The sequence below is a fragment of the Acinetobacter guillouiae CIP 63.46 genome (assembly GCF_000368145.1).
GTDB classification, from domain to species: domain Bacteria; phylum Pseudomonadota; class Gammaproteobacteria; order Pseudomonadales; family Moraxellaceae; genus Acinetobacter; species Acinetobacter guillouiae.
The window spans coordinates 33,602-51,827 of sequence record NZ_KB849285.1 but is presented as its reverse complement, the minus strand read 5'-3'; the positions used below and the strand labels follow the sequence as shown (position 1 = coordinate 51,827).

Below are 18,226 nucleotides of genomic sequence, written 5' to 3'. Positions count from 1 at the left end.
AGTCCCTAATCAGGAGAATACTCATGCGTACTGCAGCACGATTTAACATCGCCCTCTACCAAAGTGGGGGATTTGCGGGTATTTAAGTTGCCCATTACGTATCGAGTATCCGTACGCATCAATGCTTCATTGATGGGTCCTGTTTTAAACAACAAAATTTAGGAATGCAAGAAATCATGGCTCGTCAAACCCCAATTTCTCGTTATCGTAACATTGGTATTTCTGCGCACATTGATGCCGGTAAAACTACAACTACTGAACGTATTTTGTTCTACACAGGTGTATCTCACAAAATTGGTGAAGTACATGACGGTGCAGCAACAATGGACTGGATGGAACAAGAGCAAGAACGTGGTATTACAATCACTTCAGCTGCTACGACTTGTTTCTGGTCTGGTATGGGCAAGCAGTTCCCTGAACACCGTATCAACGTAATTGATACACCGGGACACGTAGACTTCACAATCGAAGTTGAACGTTCTATGCGTGTTCTTGACGGTGCGTGCATGGTTTACTGTGCTGTAGGTGGTGTTCAACCTCAGTCAGAAACTGTATGGCGTCAAGCAAATAAATATAAAGTGCCTCGTTTAGCATTCGTGAACAAGATGGACCGTACTGGTGCAAACTTCTTCCGTGTTGTTGAACAAATGCGTACTCGTTTAGGTGCTCATCCTGTACCTGTAGTGATTCCAATTGGTGCTGAAGAAAATTTCCAAGGTGTTGTTGACCTGATCGAAATGAAAGCAATCATTTGGGATGAAGCTTCTCAAGGTATGCAGTTCGAATATGGTGATATTCCTGCTGATCTTCAAGCATCTGCTGAAGAATGGCGCACCAATATGGTTGAAGCTGCTGCAGAAGCATCTGAAGAGTTGATGGACAAATACCTAGAAGAAGGTGATCTTTCTAAAGAAGACATCGTTGCAGGTATTCGTACGCAAACTTTGGCTGGCGAAATCCAACCAATGCTTTGTGGTACAGCATTCAAAAACAAAGGTGTTCAACGTATGTTGGATGCTGTAATTGAATTCTTACCATCGCCTACAGAAGTTAAGCCTATCGAAGGTATTCTTGACGACAAAGCTGAAACTAAAGCGATTCGTGAAGCATCTGATGAAGCGCCGTTCTCTGCATTAGCGTTCAAAATCATGAACGATAAGTTCGTAGGTAACTTGACTTTCGTACGTGTTTATTCTGGTGTTCTTAAACAAGGCGACCCAGTATATAACCCAGTTAAGTCTAAACGTGAACGTATTGGCCGTATCGTACAAATGCACGCAAATGATCGTCAAGACGTTGAAGAAATTCGCGCTGGTGACATCGCTGCATGTGTAGGTCTTAAAGACGTAACAACTGGTGATACGCTTTGTGATGAGAAAAACATCATTACACTAGAGCGTATGGAATTCCCAGAGCCAGTAATTTCTCTTGCTGTTGAGCCTAAAACTAAGGCTGACCAAGAAAAAATGTCTATCGCTCTTGGTCGTTTGGCTAAAGAAGATCCATCGTTCCGTGTACGCACAGACGAAGAATCTGGTCAAACGATTATTGCGGGTATGGGTGAGCTTCACCTTGACATCCTTGTTGACCGTATGAAGCGTGAATTTAACGTTGAAGCGAACATTGGTAAACCAATGGTTGCTTACCGCGAAACAATCAAAAAGAGTGTTGAGCAAGAAGGTAAATTCGTACGTCAAACAGGTGGTAAAGGTAAATTCGGTCATGTATATGTTCGTTTAGAGCCTATGGATGTTGAAGAAGCTGGTAAAGAATACCAATTCGCTGAAGAAGTTGTAGGTGGTGTAGTACCTAAAGAATTCTTCGGTGCGGTTGACAAAGGTATTCAAGAACGTATGAAGAATGGTGTATTGGCTGGTTACCCTGTTGTGGGTATCAAAGCGACATTATTTGATGGTTCTTACCATGATGTCGATTCTGACGAATTATCGTTCAAAATGGCAGGTTCTTACGCATTCCGTGATGGTTTCATGAAAGCAGATCCTATCTTGCTTGAACCAATCATGAAAGTTGAAGTAGAAACTCCAGAAGACTACATGGGCGATATCATGGGTGACTTAAACCGTCGTCGTGGTATGGTTCAGGGTATGGACGACTTACCTGGCGGTACTAAAGCAATTCGTGCTGAAGTTCCACTTGCTGAGATGTTTGGTTACGCGACTCAAATGCGTTCTATGTCTCAAGGTCGTGCGACATATTCTATGGAATTTGCTAAATATGCTGAAACTCCACGTAACGTGGCTGAAGGCATCATTTCTAAATTCCAGTCTGGCGGTAAAAAAGGTGACGACGAGTAATCTTTCGATTACTATAAGCCCAAACTAATTCATAGTTAAAAACCAAGTGCTCATGCAGTGACCCTGCATGAGTAGTTTAAAAAGGAAGCTCTCATGGCTAAGGCTAAGTTTGAACGTAATAAGCCACACGTAAACGTGGGTACAATTGGTCACGTCGACCATGGTAAAACAACTTTAACTGCTGCAATTGCAACAATTTGTGCAAAAACTTACGGCGGTGAAGCTAAAGACTACGCAGCAATCGATTCTGCACCAGAAGAAAAAGCACGTGGTATTACAATTAATACTTCACACGTAGAATACGATTCTCCAATTCGTCACTACGCTCACGTAGACTGCCCAGGTCACGCCGATTATGTTAAAAACATGATCACTGGTGCTGCTCAGATGGACGGTGCGATCCTTGTATGTGCTGCGACTGATGGTCCAATGCCACAAACTCGTGAACACATCCTTCTTTCTCGCCAAGTAGGTGTACCTTATATTCTTGTATTCCTTAACAAGTGTGACCTTGTTGATGATGAAGAATTACTTGAATTAGTAGAAATGGAAGTTCGTGAACTTCTTTCTACTTATGACTTCCCAGGTGATGACACGCCTATCATCCGTGGTTCAGCACTTGCTGCACTTAATGGTGATGCTGGTCAATATGGCGAATCAGCTGTACTTTCACTTGTTGAAGCGCTTGACTCTTATATTCCAGAACCAGAACGTGCTATCGATAAAGCATTCTTGATGCCAATCGAAGATGTATTCTCTATTTCTGGTCGTGGTACAGTGGTAACAGGTCGTGTAGAGTCTGGTATCGTTAAAGTCGGCGAAGAAGTTGAAATCGTTGGTATCAAAGATACAGTTAAAACAACTGTAACTGGCGTAGAAATGTTCCGTAAACTTCTTGACGAAGGTCGTGCGGGCGAGAACTGTGGTGTTCTTTTACGTGGTACTAAGCGTGAAGACGTACAACGTGGTCAAGTACTTGCTAAACCAGGTACAATCAAGCCGCACACTAAATTCGACGCAGAAGTATATGTACTTTCTAAAGAAGAAGGTGGTCGTCATACTCCGTTCCTTAACGGTTACCGTCCACAGTTCTACTTCCGTACAACTGACGTAACTGGTGCAATCCAATTACAAGACGGCGTTGAAATGGTTATGCCAGGTGACAACGTTGAAATGTCAGTAGAACTAATTCACCCAATCGCAATGGACCCAGGTCTACGTTTTGCGATCCGTGAAGGTGGTCGTACAGTTGGTGCTGGTGTAGTTGCTAAAGTAACTGCATAATCGCTGATTGTGTAAAAAGAGCGCTCCTTTGGGGCGCTTTTTTTTATGGATAAAATAAAGCGTCTATAAATTGTTAGACAATACCCATCAAAAGCTGTCCTTAACTGATATTTGTGTGACCTAATCTGCAATTATTAAACTTTCATATAAACGTAATATAAAGAAAGAGAAAAACAAACATAAAGAATTTAAGTGAAACTCACTTAATAGGAGGAATCGCAATGAATGCAAAAGTGAATATTTCAAACCGTGCTGGTGCATCTTTCCCTGTACGTCGTATGGATTTTAATTTTGACGATGTACCTGAATATTGGGCAAGTGGTTCAGCGGGTATTACACATTTCATGACTGCATTGTCAGCATTGTTCCCAGATGGCGAAAAACTTTTTATCGATTCTGTGCGTGCGGTACGTTATCACCCTGCGATCAAGGACAATGAAGCATTACAAAAAGAGATTAGTGCTTTCATCGGTCAAGAAGCTATGCACACCAAAGAGCATGAAAACTTTAATGCTTCAGCAAAAAAGTTTGGTCATGATGTTGAGAAATACGAGCGTGAAACAGGTGTGTTAATTCAAGGCGCACGTAAATGGTTTGCACGTGTAGTCAAGCCTTTTGGTATGACTCAAGAAATGGTGGATTTAACCGCGACTACTGCATTAGAGCATTTTACTGCAACAATTGCTTCGCAACTGCTGGTCAATGGGCATATCCAAAAGTTAATGACTGATCCAACCATGTCGTATATGTGGTATTGGCATGCTGTGGAAGAAAATGAACATAAAGCAGTGGCTTATGATGTTTATGAAGCGGTGTTTGGTAAAGGTATCAAGGCTTATGGCTTACGTACCACGGCTTTAGTTTTTGCAATGGTACTCATCTTTATGGCGCAATCATCTTTTGTGGTGCGTTTATTAAAAGAGGATGGCAAGCTCAACCTAAAAGAGCTCGGTATTATTTATAAATATGCTTATAGTCCATCTAAAGGCATTATCGCAGGAATGACCAAAGAAATGTTGGCATACTTTAAGCCAGGTTTCCATCCAAATGATCTCGATACAGTGAGTTTGCTCGAGACATGGAAAGCGAAACTGGGTCTGTGACGCTTAAAGTCAGCATTTTGCTTAAGGAGCAACAATTGTTGCTCTTTTTTATTAGACTTCTTGGTTTAATTTCTTATAATTCATTTTTTATATTGAGTTGATGAACGCAGATGATTCGTTTAATGCAATCTTCAGATCTGCACGCTGTTTCTCAAATTGAAGACTTGGTACAAAGTCATCCTTGGAAAAAAAGTCAATTTGAAGAGTCCATAACAAGTTATCTAAGTACAGTGATTGAGCAAGACCATCAAGTGGTGGGCTTTTGTATTCTGCAACCTGTTTTAGATGAAGCGAATTTATTGCTTATGGCGATTCATCCGAGCCAGCAGGGTAAAGGGCTCGGCTATCAACTGTTAGATGAATCGATTGCATTATTAAAAAATAATCCAGTACAAATCTTTCTTGAAGTGCGTGAGTCAAATAAAGCTGCGATTGCGCTCTATGAAAAGGCCAACTTTCATCAAATTGATTTAAGAAAAAATTATTATCCAAATCAACAGGGTGGCCGTGAACATGCAATTATTATGGTCAAAGCCTGTAGTGATGATTTTTCAAAATTATTTAAATAAGTCTAAGTAATATCGAAAATGCGAACAGCGAAAGCCGATTATTTGATAATCGGCTCATTCCATTCTGAAGGCAGGGTGGTCATCAACATATCGCCCAATTCTTGAATTTCTTTGGCTTCCAAGTGACGATTGATCCGTCGCCATTGTCCATCTAATAATAATTCAAATGGTGCATATTGAGATTTGTAATTCATTTTCTCGGCATGTGGAACCCAATACCCGAGGTAGACAAAATCTAAATTCAACGATTTTACATATTCAATTTGTTTGAGAATCGCAAAAACCCCGAGTGAGCGTTTACTCTCATTGGGATCAAAGAAGGTATATACCGCAGAGACACCATCATCCAATTGATCACAAGTAGAGACACTAATTAAACGATCATCCTTCCACAGTTCAAGGAAAAAACTGTTGGTACAGCTATGGATCAGGAATTTTTCAAATTGGTCATAACTGGGTGGGAACATATCACCATCAGCATGTCTTTCAATAATATAACGCTCGTACAGATGATAATGCGTTTGTGTTGCCTCTTGGGTCGAAATAATTTTAACGGTTAAATCTTGATTACGTTTCCAGGCTTTTTTCTGAGCACTGCTCATTTTAAATTCAGTCACTGGCACCCGACAAGATAAACATTGGCGGCAAAGATGACATTCAGGGCGATAAACAAAGTCGCCACTGCGTCTAAAACCTACACGCGATAATTCTGAAAGTGTGACGACATCAATACGATGTACAGGATCGAGAAACACCATCCGTGCAGATTTATTTTCTAGATAACTGCAATCATGCGGTGGCGTAATATAATACTGTAAGTCGTTTAATAGGGACTTAGGATGATAAGAATTCATAAATCATGTCCCTCCTTTTATTTTCATTCCATTAAGCGCGATAAAATCGCTATTGTTTTACTTGAAAATACACGCTCTTGATAACTTTTCCAATCTATAGAGGGTTGTTTTATTACATCTTGTAACGATTTAAGGTATTCATGGCGAGAAAGTGTACAAGCACCGAGGCTGAGTAAGTGATCATTGACCAACTGACAGTCAATCCACGGTAAATTATTTTCTCGGCCTAATAACATCAGTGTGTAAAAAGCCATTTTGGAAACATCGGTTTGAGTGCTAAACATCGACTCACCAAAGCAACCATGGCCAATTGTCACACCATACAGCCCACCTACAATTTTGTCTTGATCCCAGACTTCAACACTATAGGCATAGCCAGCTTCAAATAGTTGACAATAACCGTGAATAATCTCCTCAGAAATCCACGTTTCATCCGCATAGCTACGTGGGAGCGAACAAGAACGAATGACCTGTTCAAAAGCATGATTGATGGTAATTTTATAATCAAACTTTTTCATATTTCGCAGTAGTGATTTACTTGGATGATAATCCTGAGGGCGAATGATGCACCGGGGCTCTGGACACCACCAACAAATTGGCTCACCTTCGGAAAACCATGGAAATAAGCCATGCGTATAAGCTTCATATAATGTAGAAGGTGCTAAGTCTGCACCTATACAAATCAAGCCTTGTTCATCTGGATCAGCTTCTATTGGATCTGGAAAAATAAATTGTGAAAGGGGGAGTTGATTCACGAGAATTCATCAATAAAAAAGATCAGCTTTATCTTAGCTGATCATGTAATTAAATGTCTAAACAGACCCTATGCAAAAAGTTTCAAATGTTTTGCAATTTTGAGTTTGTCACTATCTATAAAGAATTGGGCTTTCTCTTGAATGACTTCAAGGCTGGTTTTTGGATCTGAAACGGTGTTGCCTTGTTGGTCCAATACCAGCCAGCCTAATTGAGTCAGCACATCCCAAACATATTGTGCAAATTCTGCGGCAGAGTCTAAACCATCGATAAAGTGAGCGCGGTAGAAGAGTTGGGTAAACTGATCGGCTGGAATACCAATCCCTGTGAGTGGACAGGCCAATACTTGATAATTGGTATGATAGCTGGCTTGCTCAAGGAAATAACGATTTAATTTCTGAGCATGTTCAACCATATCTGGATTTGAAGCCGCCTGACAAGGTTGTGCCAAACCTAAGTGGCATAAAATCACCAAGGCATTGAGTAGCTTTGAATAGGTAATATCAGGAATGGCCTGTTCAAGCTCTGCAATCGTCTGTGGCTTATAGTCACATTGCTTAAAATAAGCACCGAGTGGTTGATAAATCTCTTGGATTAAATCGAATTCCCCTAAGTATCCTGAAATTGTTTTTGGCAATTTTTCTGGTGCTGTTAATAAGACAAAGGCTGTATTTCTCAAACGATGCTGAATTTCTAATGCAGTTAAGGTATTTTTCCCGCGGATATATAAATCTTTTCTAAATTGTGTATTGGCAAAATAATCACGGCATTGCTCTTTAAAAACAGGATGTTCAATGGTGTTTAAAAATTGCTGATGTTGTTCACTAAAATTAATGTTATCTAGATGTGAATTTAAATCTGTTGAACCCGCATAGGTCAGTTTAATTTCTTCTAAAATTCGCACCACTTGTTGAAAAGAAAAACACTGCCAATCTTGATTTAAGTATTCGTGGATCAAATAGTTTGGATTTTGTTTTTTTAAATCTTGCACTTTGTTGAGTGCATTTGGATTTCTCTGAGCAAAGAGGGGATTTTGCGCTAATAGCTCTTCACTAAAGTTAAGTGAATCATTTACTTTTTGTAGCGGGTTGGTACTGGTGCTATTAAATTTAAAATGACTGTGAAATAACTCGCGGACTGGCATATTGGCAGCCCAACCGGTCAGGCAGTTATAGCTGATATAGACAATCCCATTGGGACTTAAAAATTTTCGGATAAATTGCAAAATAATATGTTGGTTTTCGTGGCTAATCCAACTCCAGATTCCGTGTAAACTAATCGAGTCAAACATCGGTAAGTCTTTGTTGAGCAACTCTTCAAAACTTGCATCATAGAAATGATGCGGGACTTGATTTTGTTCAGCCAAGACATTGGCATGGGCAGCATGAGCAGGGTTAAAGTCTGTACCAAAAAATAAACCAAAACTGGATGCAGCATGAATATTTAGACTGACACCTTGACCAAAGCCGAGTTCACAATGTTTGTGACGTTCATTGGTGGGTGGGCAATCAACCCCATTGAGTAATAAGCAAAACTTTTGGTAGTTCGGGCTTAAGTCTCTGTAGTAACCATAGGTGTAATTTACTTCTGTCTGGTAGCCATCGGTCCACGCTGTTGTCATGTTTTTTCCTATAGTTTGTATTCGTTTAAAGTCATTTCTCTTGTTTATTTATAAATCAAAAATAAACAAACCGCCATGTAGGCGGTTTGTTTTTACACAAAATAAATCAATTATTCTAAGCCATCTAAATAGCGGTCAGCGTCAAGTGCTGCCATACAGCCTGAACCTGCAGATGTAATTGCTTGACGATAAACATCATCAGCAACATCACCTGCAGCAAATACACCCGCTACAGATGTCGCTGTGGCATTGCCCGCAGTACCACTGCGTACTTGAATATAGCCATTACGCAGTTCAAGTTGATTTTCAAACATTGCGGTATTTGGTTTGTGACCAATTGCCACAAACATACCTGATACGTCAACGTCTTGAGTTGAATCATCTTGGGTAGACTTAATACGTACAGAGGTCACACCAGAATTACTATCACCTAAAACTTCATCAACTTGATGGTTCCAGATGATCGAAATTTTACCTTCTTTAACTTTTTCGTTGAGATGGTCTTGAAGGATTTTTTCAGAACGTAATTTGTCACGACGGTGAACAAGGGTAACGTGTGAAGCGATATTGGAAAGATATAGTGCTTCTTCAACAGCAGTGTTACCACCACCCACAACCATCACTTTTTGGTTTTTATAGAAGAAACCATCACAAGTTGCGCAAGCACTTACACCTTGGCCCATATAAGCCTGTTCAGACTCAAGGCCTAAATATTGTGCTGTTGCACCTGTTGCAATAATTAACGCATCACAGGTGTACTCGTCCATATCGCCTTTAAGCACAAAAGGGCGCACCTGAAGATCAACTTCATTGATATGATCGTATAAAATCTCAGTACCAAAACGTTCAGCATGCGCTTGCATACGATCCATTAACGCTGGACCTGTTAAACCTTCAGCATCGCCAGGCCAGTTCTCAACATCAGTCGTCGTGGTTAATTGACCACCGAGTTGCATACCTGCAATTAAGGTTGGTTTTAAATTTGCACGCGCGGCATAAACAGCAGCACTATAACCAGCAGGGCCAGAACCTAAAATAATTAACCGAGAGTGACGAGCGCTCATGAGTCATCCTTTTTTATGAAAAATATAGAAATTGTTTGAATTATACGTGAAACTTTATCAAAGTTGTGTGGCTTCAATGTCGATAATATTGATCATCTAAATCGAATTGAGCTATATAGAATAATCAAATAATATTGTTTGGCATTTTTATCGAAATAAAAGCTTAAATTTCTAACAATGCTTTACAACACAAGTAAATAATAGTGCATCTTTTTTTTAAGAACAGGTGCATAATATAAAAATTTCTTCTCTCAAGAAAGCTGATCAAGCTTCAGAAAAGAGTAATTTGAACAATTGGTTACAGGATAGTATATGACTGCGGTGTCAAATGTTTATGCACAGCGCTTTTTAACAACAATATTCTTGATTTCATTTGGGATATATCTGTTCCTTGCAACAGTGACATATACCCCATTTGATCCAGGCTGGATGCATATTTCGAGTGATACACAACAGGTTTCAAATGCCAGTGGTGTAGCGGGTGCTTGGATTGCTGATTTGTTGTTTGGTTTTTTAGGTTGGGCAAGTTTACTCATTCCTGTATTTATTTTTATAGAAGCAGTCCAAGTATGGTGGCCACGAAGTTTTGTGAGTCGTCCGTTTCGTTACGCTGCTCAATTTTTTATTTTGCTTGCGACCTCAAGTCTATTGTATTTGCTTTGGAATGTACCAGCAGACACATTAGCCAATGCTTCTGGTGGAATCATTGGTTATGAACTTGGTGAAAGCCTATCTCAACTGATGAGTATTTATGGGGCAGTTGTATTTATTTTGCTCTTGCTCGTTGTTCTATTTACCTTAGCGTTTGGTATTCAATGGAATAGAACGTGGGCAACACTAAAAGCCACGCCTGCTTATTTACAAGATTTGTTTTATAAAAATGTTCCTGAAAGTGAATCTGCTTTTGATTTGACATCACCGCAGAAAAATAAAAATCATGCGCATACGCATAAAGCTGAACCAATAACAGCTCAAGCTGAATTTGTCGAAGCTGAAGATCAGGCACCAGCAAAAGAGCATTTGACTGTTAAAAATACTAAACACAATCAAACAGCAGAACGCTTATTTGATGACATGATTGAGCAAGAAAATAAAACTCAACATCATGTTCAATTTGATCAAGACGATATTGATGATTTGGAATTAGAGCGGACTTTAGAAAAAGCACATCGTCTAGAACAAGACAGTCAACGTACTGTTTCATCTGGTGAAGTATGGAAGGCCTTACATCAAGATCAAGACCATAATCGAGATATTGATGCCTTGATCAAAGCGTCAGAAGATCAAACTGAAGATAAATATGCAGATCATTTGCCACGCGCGCATCAACATGATGTTGATCCTGTGCAGATCAATAAAAAATCTTCACTTGATTGGGATGATGACCAAGTGTTTGATGAATTGTTATCAGTTGTACCAAATGGACAAACTGCCACAGATATCCATAGCCCATTTAATACCGCTACAGCGCAGACTCATATTGAAGCTGGTTATGTAGATACTGCTGTTCAGGGTGGGCAAAGCGTTGCGAGTGGTGTCGCAGTAGCGGCAACTTCAGGCGTAGCAATACAAAATTTAGCCAATGAATTAGATGAGCTGGCATCGCTTGCAGATGAAGAACTTACTGAAAGCCCAACTGCGTACCAACCAAATCAGCAATCTGTAGATGTTCGTACAACCAGTAATTATGCTCAATCTACGCCATTTACCCGTGCCAATATTCAAACCAATTTAAATGCATCAACCTTGGTCAGTGAAGAAGAAAAGTCTTTAATTGCTGCAGATAAAGATGCATTTAGAGATGCTTGGCAAGAAACTGCGGGTAAACCTCAAGACGAATTGCAAAGTGAGTTTGCAGAACTTGAAGATGATTTCGACTTAGATGCACCATTAACAGATGCATTTGGTCGTCCGATGTCACGTGCAATGCAAGTTGCAAATAAGCGTCGAGACTTACCAACATTGCCAGGCTATGAACTGTTAGATAAAGTCGATCCAAATAAAAAAGTCAACTTTACCGCAGAACAATTGTCACGTTTATCTGAACTGTTAGAAATTAAACTTCAAGAGTTTAACGTCAAAGCCAAAGTGATCGAAGCCCAACCTGGGCCAGTGGTTACACGTTTTGAGTTAGATTTGGCACCCGGTGTAAAAGCCTCGAAAGTGACCAATATTTCCCGAGATTTGGCACGTTCTATGTCAATGGCATCTGTACGTGTGGTTGAAGTGATTCCCGGAAAGCCTTATATCGGGATTGAAGTACCGAATAGCAGTCGTGAAATGGTACGTCTGATAGAATTGTTAGAAACTCCCGTTTTTAAAGATCCAAATGGTTTGCTTTCAATGGCAATGGGTAAGGACATTTCGGGTAATCCTGTGATCACTGACTTAGGTAAAGCACCACATATGTTGGTTGCGGGGACAACAGGTTCAGGTAAATCGGTTGCTGTAAACTCAATGATCCTGTCGATGTTGTTGAAATATACACCTGATCAATTGCGTTTGATTCTGATCGATCCAAAACAATTGGAATTAGCGAACTACAATGATATTCCTCATTTATTGACACCTGTTGTGACTGACATGAAAGATGCTGTTAGTGCATTGAATTGGTGTGTCAATGAAATGGAACGTCGTTATAAGCTGATGTCTTTTTTAAAGATCCGTAAATTAGCCGACTATAACCGTAAAGTGGAAGAAGCCATTGCAAATGGTGAGGATCTGATTGATCCAACTTGGAAACCAAGTGATTCTGCGACACAAGACAGAGCACCACGTTTGCAACCATTGCCTTCGATTGTGATTGTTGCCGATGAATTTGCAGATATGATCATGCAAGTGGGTAAAAAAGCAGAAGAAATGATTACCCGTCTGGCACAAAAATCTCGTGCAGCAGGAATTCATTTACTGTTAGCAACACAACGTCCATCGGTAGATGTCATTACGGGTTTGATTAAAGCCAATATTCCAACCCGTGTGGCATTACGTGTAAACAGTAAAATTGACTCGCGTACTATTTTGGATGGTGGTGGTGCAGAGGATCTCTTGGGCCATGGTGATATGTTATTCCTCGGTCCAGGTAAAATTGATCCTGAGCGTGTACATGGTGCATTTATTTCCGATGATGAAGTCAACCGTATTTGTGACGCATGGCGTGAACGCGGTGAACCGAATTATGTTGATGAAATTCTCACGCCGTTTGACGAAGAACCGACCACACGTGGTTTTGAAGATGGTGATGGCGATCCGAACCGTGATGCACTCTATGACCAATGTGTTTCATTTGTCTTAGAAACACGTAAGGTGTCTGTATCTTCACTGCAACGTAAGTTTAGCTTAGGTTATAACCGTGCTGCCCGTATTGTTGATCAAATGCAGGAGCAGGGTATTGTCAGTGAACAAGGACCGAATGGTAAGCGAGATATTTTGGTCTAATTTAAACAGCTTGCAATGAGCTTAGGCTCATTGCAAGCTGTTTAGGCTATAGAAATAGTCCGAGTAAATACAAGCACCAAAAAATAGAAAATAACACGATAAGTACCATTTGAGCTTTACTAAATTTCTTTTGTTCAATGACCACAAATTGATTGGATTGTTGTTTGGCAAAATTGAGAGCCTTAAATGCAGGTATTAGAAAAATGAAATTCAATACAGTAATCAGATCATAAGGTTCAGGCAGTTTAATCAGTACTGAAAAAACCATAAATCCTATAAACATCCAGCCTGATGAGAAATTTTCTGTATATCCTTGTTGCTTGGCATAGTTATTTATTTTTTTAAACAAAGGGTAAAGGAAAAAAATATAAAATACTGCCCGAAAAGCCGGCATGATGTCTAATTTGTCTTTTTGCATAAAAAAGCGCCACGCTTTAAACATCCACCAAATCTGATATAAACCCATTGTCAAAAAGCACAAGAGCATAAATTTATTGATGCTGATGATCTTCTGCACTTCCACAGGATGATGTGGGGGTTGCTCAATGGGTGAGGTTGAATTTTTTTCTAAATTAAGCATGATTTATTTTTTAAGCACGTTTTAATTTTTGATTATAAAGATAAAATATTATTTTCTCCAATAATTAAAATCCGTCTTTTTAAAAGATGGTTGATGTTTTATTTGTGGTATATGTTCATCGAAGTTCAGCCTAAAGAATTTTATTGATGTACCGATATCGATGGAAAAACATGAATTTTCACACTAATATAAATCTGTCTCGCTGAACGGAATCTAGTCCATGTTGATCGCATTATGTACGTTAATCTTTATTCATTTTTGTGCCCTGATTACACCAGGCCCTGATTTCTTTCTGGTCTCGCAAACTGCGATTAGCCGTTCAAGAAAGCAATCTATTTTTGTGGTTTTGGGGATTACCGCAGGGGTGATGTTTTGGGCTTTTTTAGCTTTGGCGGGTTTGAATATCATTTTTGAAAAAATGGCATGGTTAAAGCAAGTGATGTTGGTTGTTGGTGGGATTTATCTGTGCTGGTTAGGCTACCAAATGCTTAGATCTGCTTTGAGTAAGAAAGAGAATATATCACAGCATCATTTTGAGTTACCGCAAAGCAATCTGCGTTTCTTTCTCAAAGGTTTCTTAACCAATTTATCAAACCCGAAAGCGGTAATTTATTTCGGTAGTGTATTTTCAGTGTTTTTAGCCAATCCACATTTAGATGGTGTGCATTCATTATTATTTATAATTGTTTCCGTGGAAACGCTGATCTGGTTTAGCTTTGTTGCCTTTGTATTTTCATTACCTAGCTTTAAAGCCGCTTACCAAAATGCCTCAAGATGGATTGATGGTATTTCAGGTGGGATCTTTACACTCTTTGGGGCATATTTGATTGGTCATCGCTAAAAAGCATGCTCCAAAATTTAAAAAAACCTGCTTCAAGCAGGTTTTTATTATGCTGTTATTCGGAAATAATTTTTAAATTATTCCACGTCTTTGGTTAATTGATAAAGTTCAGCATTTGGACCTTCAATCTTTTCACCCGTTGCAAAACTACGTGCTTCTAAGATATTTTCGCCAACAAAGTATTTGCGCTTATCTGCATTTTTATCTAGACCGATAATCGATCCAGATTCATCAAAACTAAAATGACCTTGAGTTTTAAATTCTTTGCCTTCACCTTTAACCCCTTCATATTCTTCAGTCAGTTCATAAGTGTGATCTGATTTGAGGATGAGTTTGGTTTTGATTCCTGAGCAATCAGCACACGGAAGTAAGCCTTTGTATTCCCCAGCCCAATCCAAGCTATTTTGAGCATTGTGTTCTGAATCTATGGTTGGGGTTGCTGCTTCATGCGATGCAGCAGCCTGTGTTTGAGCTGTCGCTTTGATATCTTCTGATGCATTATGAGTCTGCTTAGAACAAGCGCTTAATGACAGCGCTAAAATAGACATGACGAAGAGTGTTTTTTTCATAACATAACCCAAATGAATAAATAATTATATGTGAATGATTTTATCCAGAATATAAATTATCTCCCTGATATGAAATGTGAATTATGTAAGAAATTGCTGAGTAATGTAGTTCGATGTTAAAAAGTTAGGCTATTATAGAAACTCTGTTATTGTCATATTTTAAGTATTCGAATCTATGTCTCATTTGGCTGAATATGTTGCTCGTATTTACAATGAAAAAAACCACAATCAAAAAAGCAATGATCAAATCAAAATTGAAAATGTTATTTTGCAATGCGAAAAAAATTATGAGCAAGATATAGAGATCACTCAGACCACCAAAATTTATACATTTTCAGATGGCACACAATTGAAACAAAGCATAGAACAAGACAATCAGTTGTTTGAAGTGGAGTCTTGTCTAGAAAGCTGGATTGAATATCAGGTCCTTCACCAGTCAAATGTGAATATTCAGCCACAAAAAATTCATTTTGATAATCATTGTCGTGAATTACATTGGATTAACTATTTTAACCAAACGAAAAATTGATATATGCAAATTCATTGCAGAATATAATCAAAATTGAATATTTACTTACAAGTTTTACATCGAATTAATTTTATACATTTATATATTAATTGCTGTTTTTCTATACGAAGTGGATTTTTATCTGATCTATTGGTTGCTACAATCCAGCGCAAATTCTTTATATTTTGGTGTGCTGGGTGTTTGAAAAATTAGCTGAACAAAGTTTAGGTTGGATGGGATGGCAAATTGATAACCATTGGGATTTAAACATCGACCAATGTGTCATGATTGCAGCACCGCATACCAGTAATTGGGATGCACTATATGCACGTTTAGCACTGAAAGCTTTGGGTGTTCATGTGCGTATTACCATTAAAGACAGCTATATGAAATTGCCTTTTGGACCTTTTGTGCGTGCTATGGGCGGAATCGGGATTGATCGCCGTCCCAAGCAGGATGGTGAGGAACGTCCAAGTATGGTTCAGCTGATGAGTGATCTGTTTAAGACCCATCCTAAATTGGTGATGCTGGTGACGCCAGAGGGTACGCGTGCAAAGCAAGAACAGTGGAAAACAGGTTTTTATCATGTTGCCACCAGTGCTGGCGTACCTATTGCACTGGCGTATATGGATTATAAAAACAAAAAAACAGGGATTGGTAAAATTGTTTATCCGACTGGGGACTATGAACAGGACATGGCTGAAATCATGGAATTTTATGCTCAGATCAATCCGAAACATCCAGATTTATTTAGTATAGATACTAGATTTATTCCATAAGCTAAGTTTGTTTTGCAAGTATCTTTGCAAACTCAAATACAATGAATTTAATTTTTATATGGGAAGGGTGATTTTGCTCATTCCCATATTTTGTCGGTCTTAAATATTTGCTGTTGTCCCGTTGATACACCATCTGCGCATTTAGATATTATTTTATAAATAACCTATTTTTTAGCTCAATTAAAACACTACTTTAATAATTCAAAAGATCTACATCGTTATTTAAAAATTACTTAATTTTTTAAAATGACGTATATAAATAAATTGTTGAAATTCACTTTAAGTTGTAAACAGCTTAAAGCAATCGCGTAAATAATTCTAAAAGTTAAATTCAACATTTATTGGGCATAGACAGGGATAACAAGATGAATAATAGCGTCTATTACAATGCAAAATTTCATACCGTGAATCAATCCCAACCTTGGGCAGAAGCCATGTGGGTAAAGGACGGTAAAATTTTAGCGATTGGTGATCAGGATGAAATTCTGAGTTTGGCGGAGGATGCTGAGAAATATGATTTAAAAGGGAAATTGGTGATGCCTGGCATTCATGATGCACATACTCACCTTTTAAAAGCGGCACTTCTGAGACTGGAATATTCTTGCCAATTAAATGATCCACAAACCTTGCAAGAATTGGCACAGCAACTCAAAACATATTGGGAAAAATATGCCTCCAAACGAACATGGATTTTTGCAGGGCTCTATAACCCATTGATTTTTACCGCTGAGCTACTGACACGAGAATGGTTGGATCAAGTCATTCCAAATGTGCCTATTGTGATTCATGATTTTTCATTTCATAACGTCATGGCGAACAGCCAAGCACTACATCTTGCAGGTATCACCCGTGATACACCGAGTACGACCCGCGCAAAAATTGAAAAAGATCCCCTAACAGGTGAACCCACTGGAATTTTGCGTGAAGGTGGATGGGTGAAATTATATATGGTCGCACCTACAGAGACCGATGAGGAAAATAAGTTCGCGCTTAAAATGGCGGCAAGTATATGTAATCAATATGGTATTACTTCGGCACAGGAAGCTTCAGCAACAAGGTCATTTCTGACAGCAGCTAAATCTTTGGATGATGACGATGAGCTTACACTGGATTTGATTTGTCATATTCCTTGGAAAGCAGAAATTATGTCATTGAGTGATCGTGAAGAAGATGAAATGGTAATCGCAGAACGAACGCAATATGCGTCAAAACGTGTCATGGTGAATGGAGTCAAAGTGATGCTAGATGGCACATCTATGGCACCCACCTTTAGCCATGTCCCCTTAGATCCGATTTCAGATGAACCTATTACTTACAATTTACTTCTCGATTCTAATGAACTCACTGAAAAAATTCGTGAATGGACCAAAGAAGGTTTGATCGTTAAATCACATTGTACGGGTTATGGTTCTGTGCGTATTGGTTTAGACAATTATGAAAATGCCAACGATGTTGAACGTCAAACAGGGCAATTTCATGACATTGCACATGCCCATTATGTTTCTGCAAAAGATCGTAGCCGTTTTGCAGAATTAGACATTATTGCTGAAATGTCCCCCGCGATTTGGCATATCCCAGAATATCAACAAGCGCTTGGCAAAGCCTATGATTTTCGAACTTTGTATGATGCTGGTGCAACCATGACGATTGGTACAGATTGGCTTTTGCCACCTACGCCAAACCTCTTTCCTGCACTGGCAGGTATTTTGCAGCACGGAGATGAAAGTGTGCCTTTGGATGTGGCAGTCAGGATCATGACGTTGAACGGCGCAATTGCTGTTGGGCATAGTCATCGTACTGGGAGTTTAGAAGTGGGTAAGGAAGCAACCTTTATTGTTTTGGATCGCAATATTTTTGAATCAAGCCCTGAAGAAATTGCTAAGACTCAAGTTATCACCACAGTATTACAAGGTCAGCATGTGTTTCAGCGTGCTAACTAATCTACTGGGTT

General features: G+C 39.1%; 15 protein-coding genes. 9 read left to right on the top strand and 6 right to left on the bottom strand.

Translation table 11 applies throughout. The features are described 5' to 3' along the window. Window positions 1-176 precede the first annotated feature (176 nt). The 4 genes from fusA to rimI all read left to right on the top strand — a co-directional run bounded on the left by fusA (window position 177) and on the right by rimI (window position 5,271). Window positions 177-2,315, top strand: a complete 2,139-nt coding sequence (gene fusA, locus F981_RS17055; protein WP_004723654.1) for an elongation factor G — start codon at window positions 177-179, stop codon at window positions 2,313-2,315. A gap of 93 nt (window positions 2,316-2,408) precedes the next feature. Then, window positions 2,409-3,599, top strand: coding sequence for an elongation factor Tu (gene tuf / locus F981_RS17050; protein WP_004723653.1), 1,191 nt, complete (start codon window positions 2,409-2,411; stop codon window positions 3,597-3,599). A gap of 221 nt (window positions 3,600-3,820) precedes the next feature. Further along, complete coding sequence (locus F981_RS17045) at window positions 3,821-4,702, top strand: metal-dependent hydrolase (protein ID WP_004723652.1); 882 nt, start codon at window positions 3,821-3,823, stop codon at window positions 4,700-4,702. A 110-nt stretch (window positions 4,703-4,812) separates the two neighbouring features. Next, window positions 4,813-5,271 carry a ribosomal protein S18-alanine N-acetyltransferase gene (gene rimI / locus F981_RS17040; protein WP_004723651.1) on the top strand — a complete coding sequence of 153 codons (459 nt, stop codon included), beginning with the start codon at window positions 4,813-4,815 and terminating at the stop codon, window positions 5,269-5,271. Between the two features lie 38 nt (window positions 5,272-5,309). On the opposite strand, the gene F981_RS17035 is transcribed toward rimI, so the two are convergent. The 4 genes from F981_RS17035 to trxB all read right to left on the bottom strand — a co-directional run bounded on the left by F981_RS17035 (window position 5,310) and on the right by trxB (window position 9,563). After that, entirely contained in the window at window positions 5,310-6,125 is an 816-nt protein-coding gene (locus F981_RS17035) for an arginyltransferase (protein ID WP_004723650.1), read from the bottom strand. 23 nt (window positions 6,126-6,148) lie between these two features. Then, on the bottom strand, window positions 6,149-6,880 hold the full coding sequence (gene aat, locus F981_RS17030; protein WP_004723649.1) for a leucyl/phenylalanyl-tRNA--protein transferase: 732 nt from the start codon (window positions 6,878-6,880) through the stop codon (window positions 6,149-6,151). A 68-nt stretch (window positions 6,881-6,948) separates the two neighbouring features. Further along, the gene (locus tag F981_RS17025) at window positions 6,949-8,499 is read right to left on the bottom strand and encodes a methyltransferase regulatory domain-containing protein (RefSeq protein ID WP_004723648.1); all 1,551 of its coding nucleotides are present in this window, start codon (window positions 8,497-8,499) and stop codon (window positions 6,949-6,951) included. Window positions 8,500-8,609: 110 nt separating this feature from the next. Then, on the bottom strand, window positions 8,610-9,563 hold the full coding sequence (gene trxB, locus F981_RS17020) for a thioredoxin-disulfide reductase (protein ID WP_004723647.1): 954 nt from the start codon (window positions 9,561-9,563) through the stop codon (window positions 8,610-8,612). Between the two features lie 312 nt (window positions 9,564-9,875). Here trxB and F981_RS17015 point away from each other — a divergent pair, with 312 nt between their 5' ends. Further along, window positions 9,876-12,998, top strand: a complete 3,123-nt coding sequence (locus tag F981_RS17015) for a DNA translocase FtsK (RefSeq protein ID WP_004723646.1) — start codon at window positions 9,876-9,878, stop codon at window positions 12,996-12,998. Between the two features lie 46 nt (window positions 12,999-13,044). Here the strand turns inward: F981_RS17015 and F981_RS17010 are convergent, their stop codons facing one another. Further along, window positions 13,045-13,578: a hypothetical protein gene (locus tag F981_RS17010; protein ID WP_004723645.1), complete on the bottom strand. Its 534-nt coding sequence runs from the start codon at window positions 13,576-13,578 to the stop codon at window positions 13,045-13,047. A gap of 220 nt (window positions 13,579-13,798) precedes the next feature. Between F981_RS17010 and rhtC the strand changes: the two genes are divergently transcribed. Further along, complete coding sequence (gene rhtC / locus F981_RS17005) at window positions 13,799-14,419, top strand: threonine export protein RhtC (RefSeq protein ID WP_004723644.1); 621 nt, start codon at window positions 13,799-13,801, stop codon at window positions 14,417-14,419. Window positions 14,420-14,496: 77 nt separating this feature from the next. Here rhtC and F981_RS17000 read toward each other — a convergent pair whose 3' ends face one another. Next, window positions 14,497-14,988: a copper resistance protein NlpE gene (locus F981_RS17000; RefSeq protein ID WP_004723643.1), complete on the bottom strand. Its 492-nt coding sequence runs from the start codon at window positions 14,986-14,988 to the stop codon at window positions 14,497-14,499. 175 nt (window positions 14,989-15,163) lie between these two features. On the opposite strand from F981_RS17000, the gene F981_RS16995 reads away from it, so the two are divergent. The 3 genes from F981_RS16995 to F981_RS16985 all read left to right on the top strand — a co-directional run bounded on the left by F981_RS16995 (window position 15,164) and on the right by F981_RS16985 (window position 18,215). Continuing rightward, window positions 15,164-15,517 (top strand): hypothetical protein, encoded by a 354-nt coding sequence (locus tag F981_RS16995; RefSeq protein ID WP_004723642.1) that lies wholly within the window; start codon window positions 15,164-15,166, stop codon window positions 15,515-15,517. Between the two features lie 176 nt (window positions 15,518-15,693). Continuing rightward, complete coding sequence (locus tag F981_RS16990; protein ID WP_004723641.1) at window positions 15,694-16,275, top strand: 1-acyl-sn-glycerol-3-phosphate acyltransferase; 582 nt, start codon at window positions 15,694-15,696, stop codon at window positions 16,273-16,275. 365 nt (window positions 16,276-16,640) lie between these two features. Beyond that, a complete protein-coding gene (locus F981_RS16985; protein ID WP_004723640.1) occupies window positions 16,641-18,215 on the top strand; it encodes an amidohydrolase in 1,575 nt (524 codons plus the stop codon). Window positions 18,216-18,226: the final 11 nt, after the last annotated feature.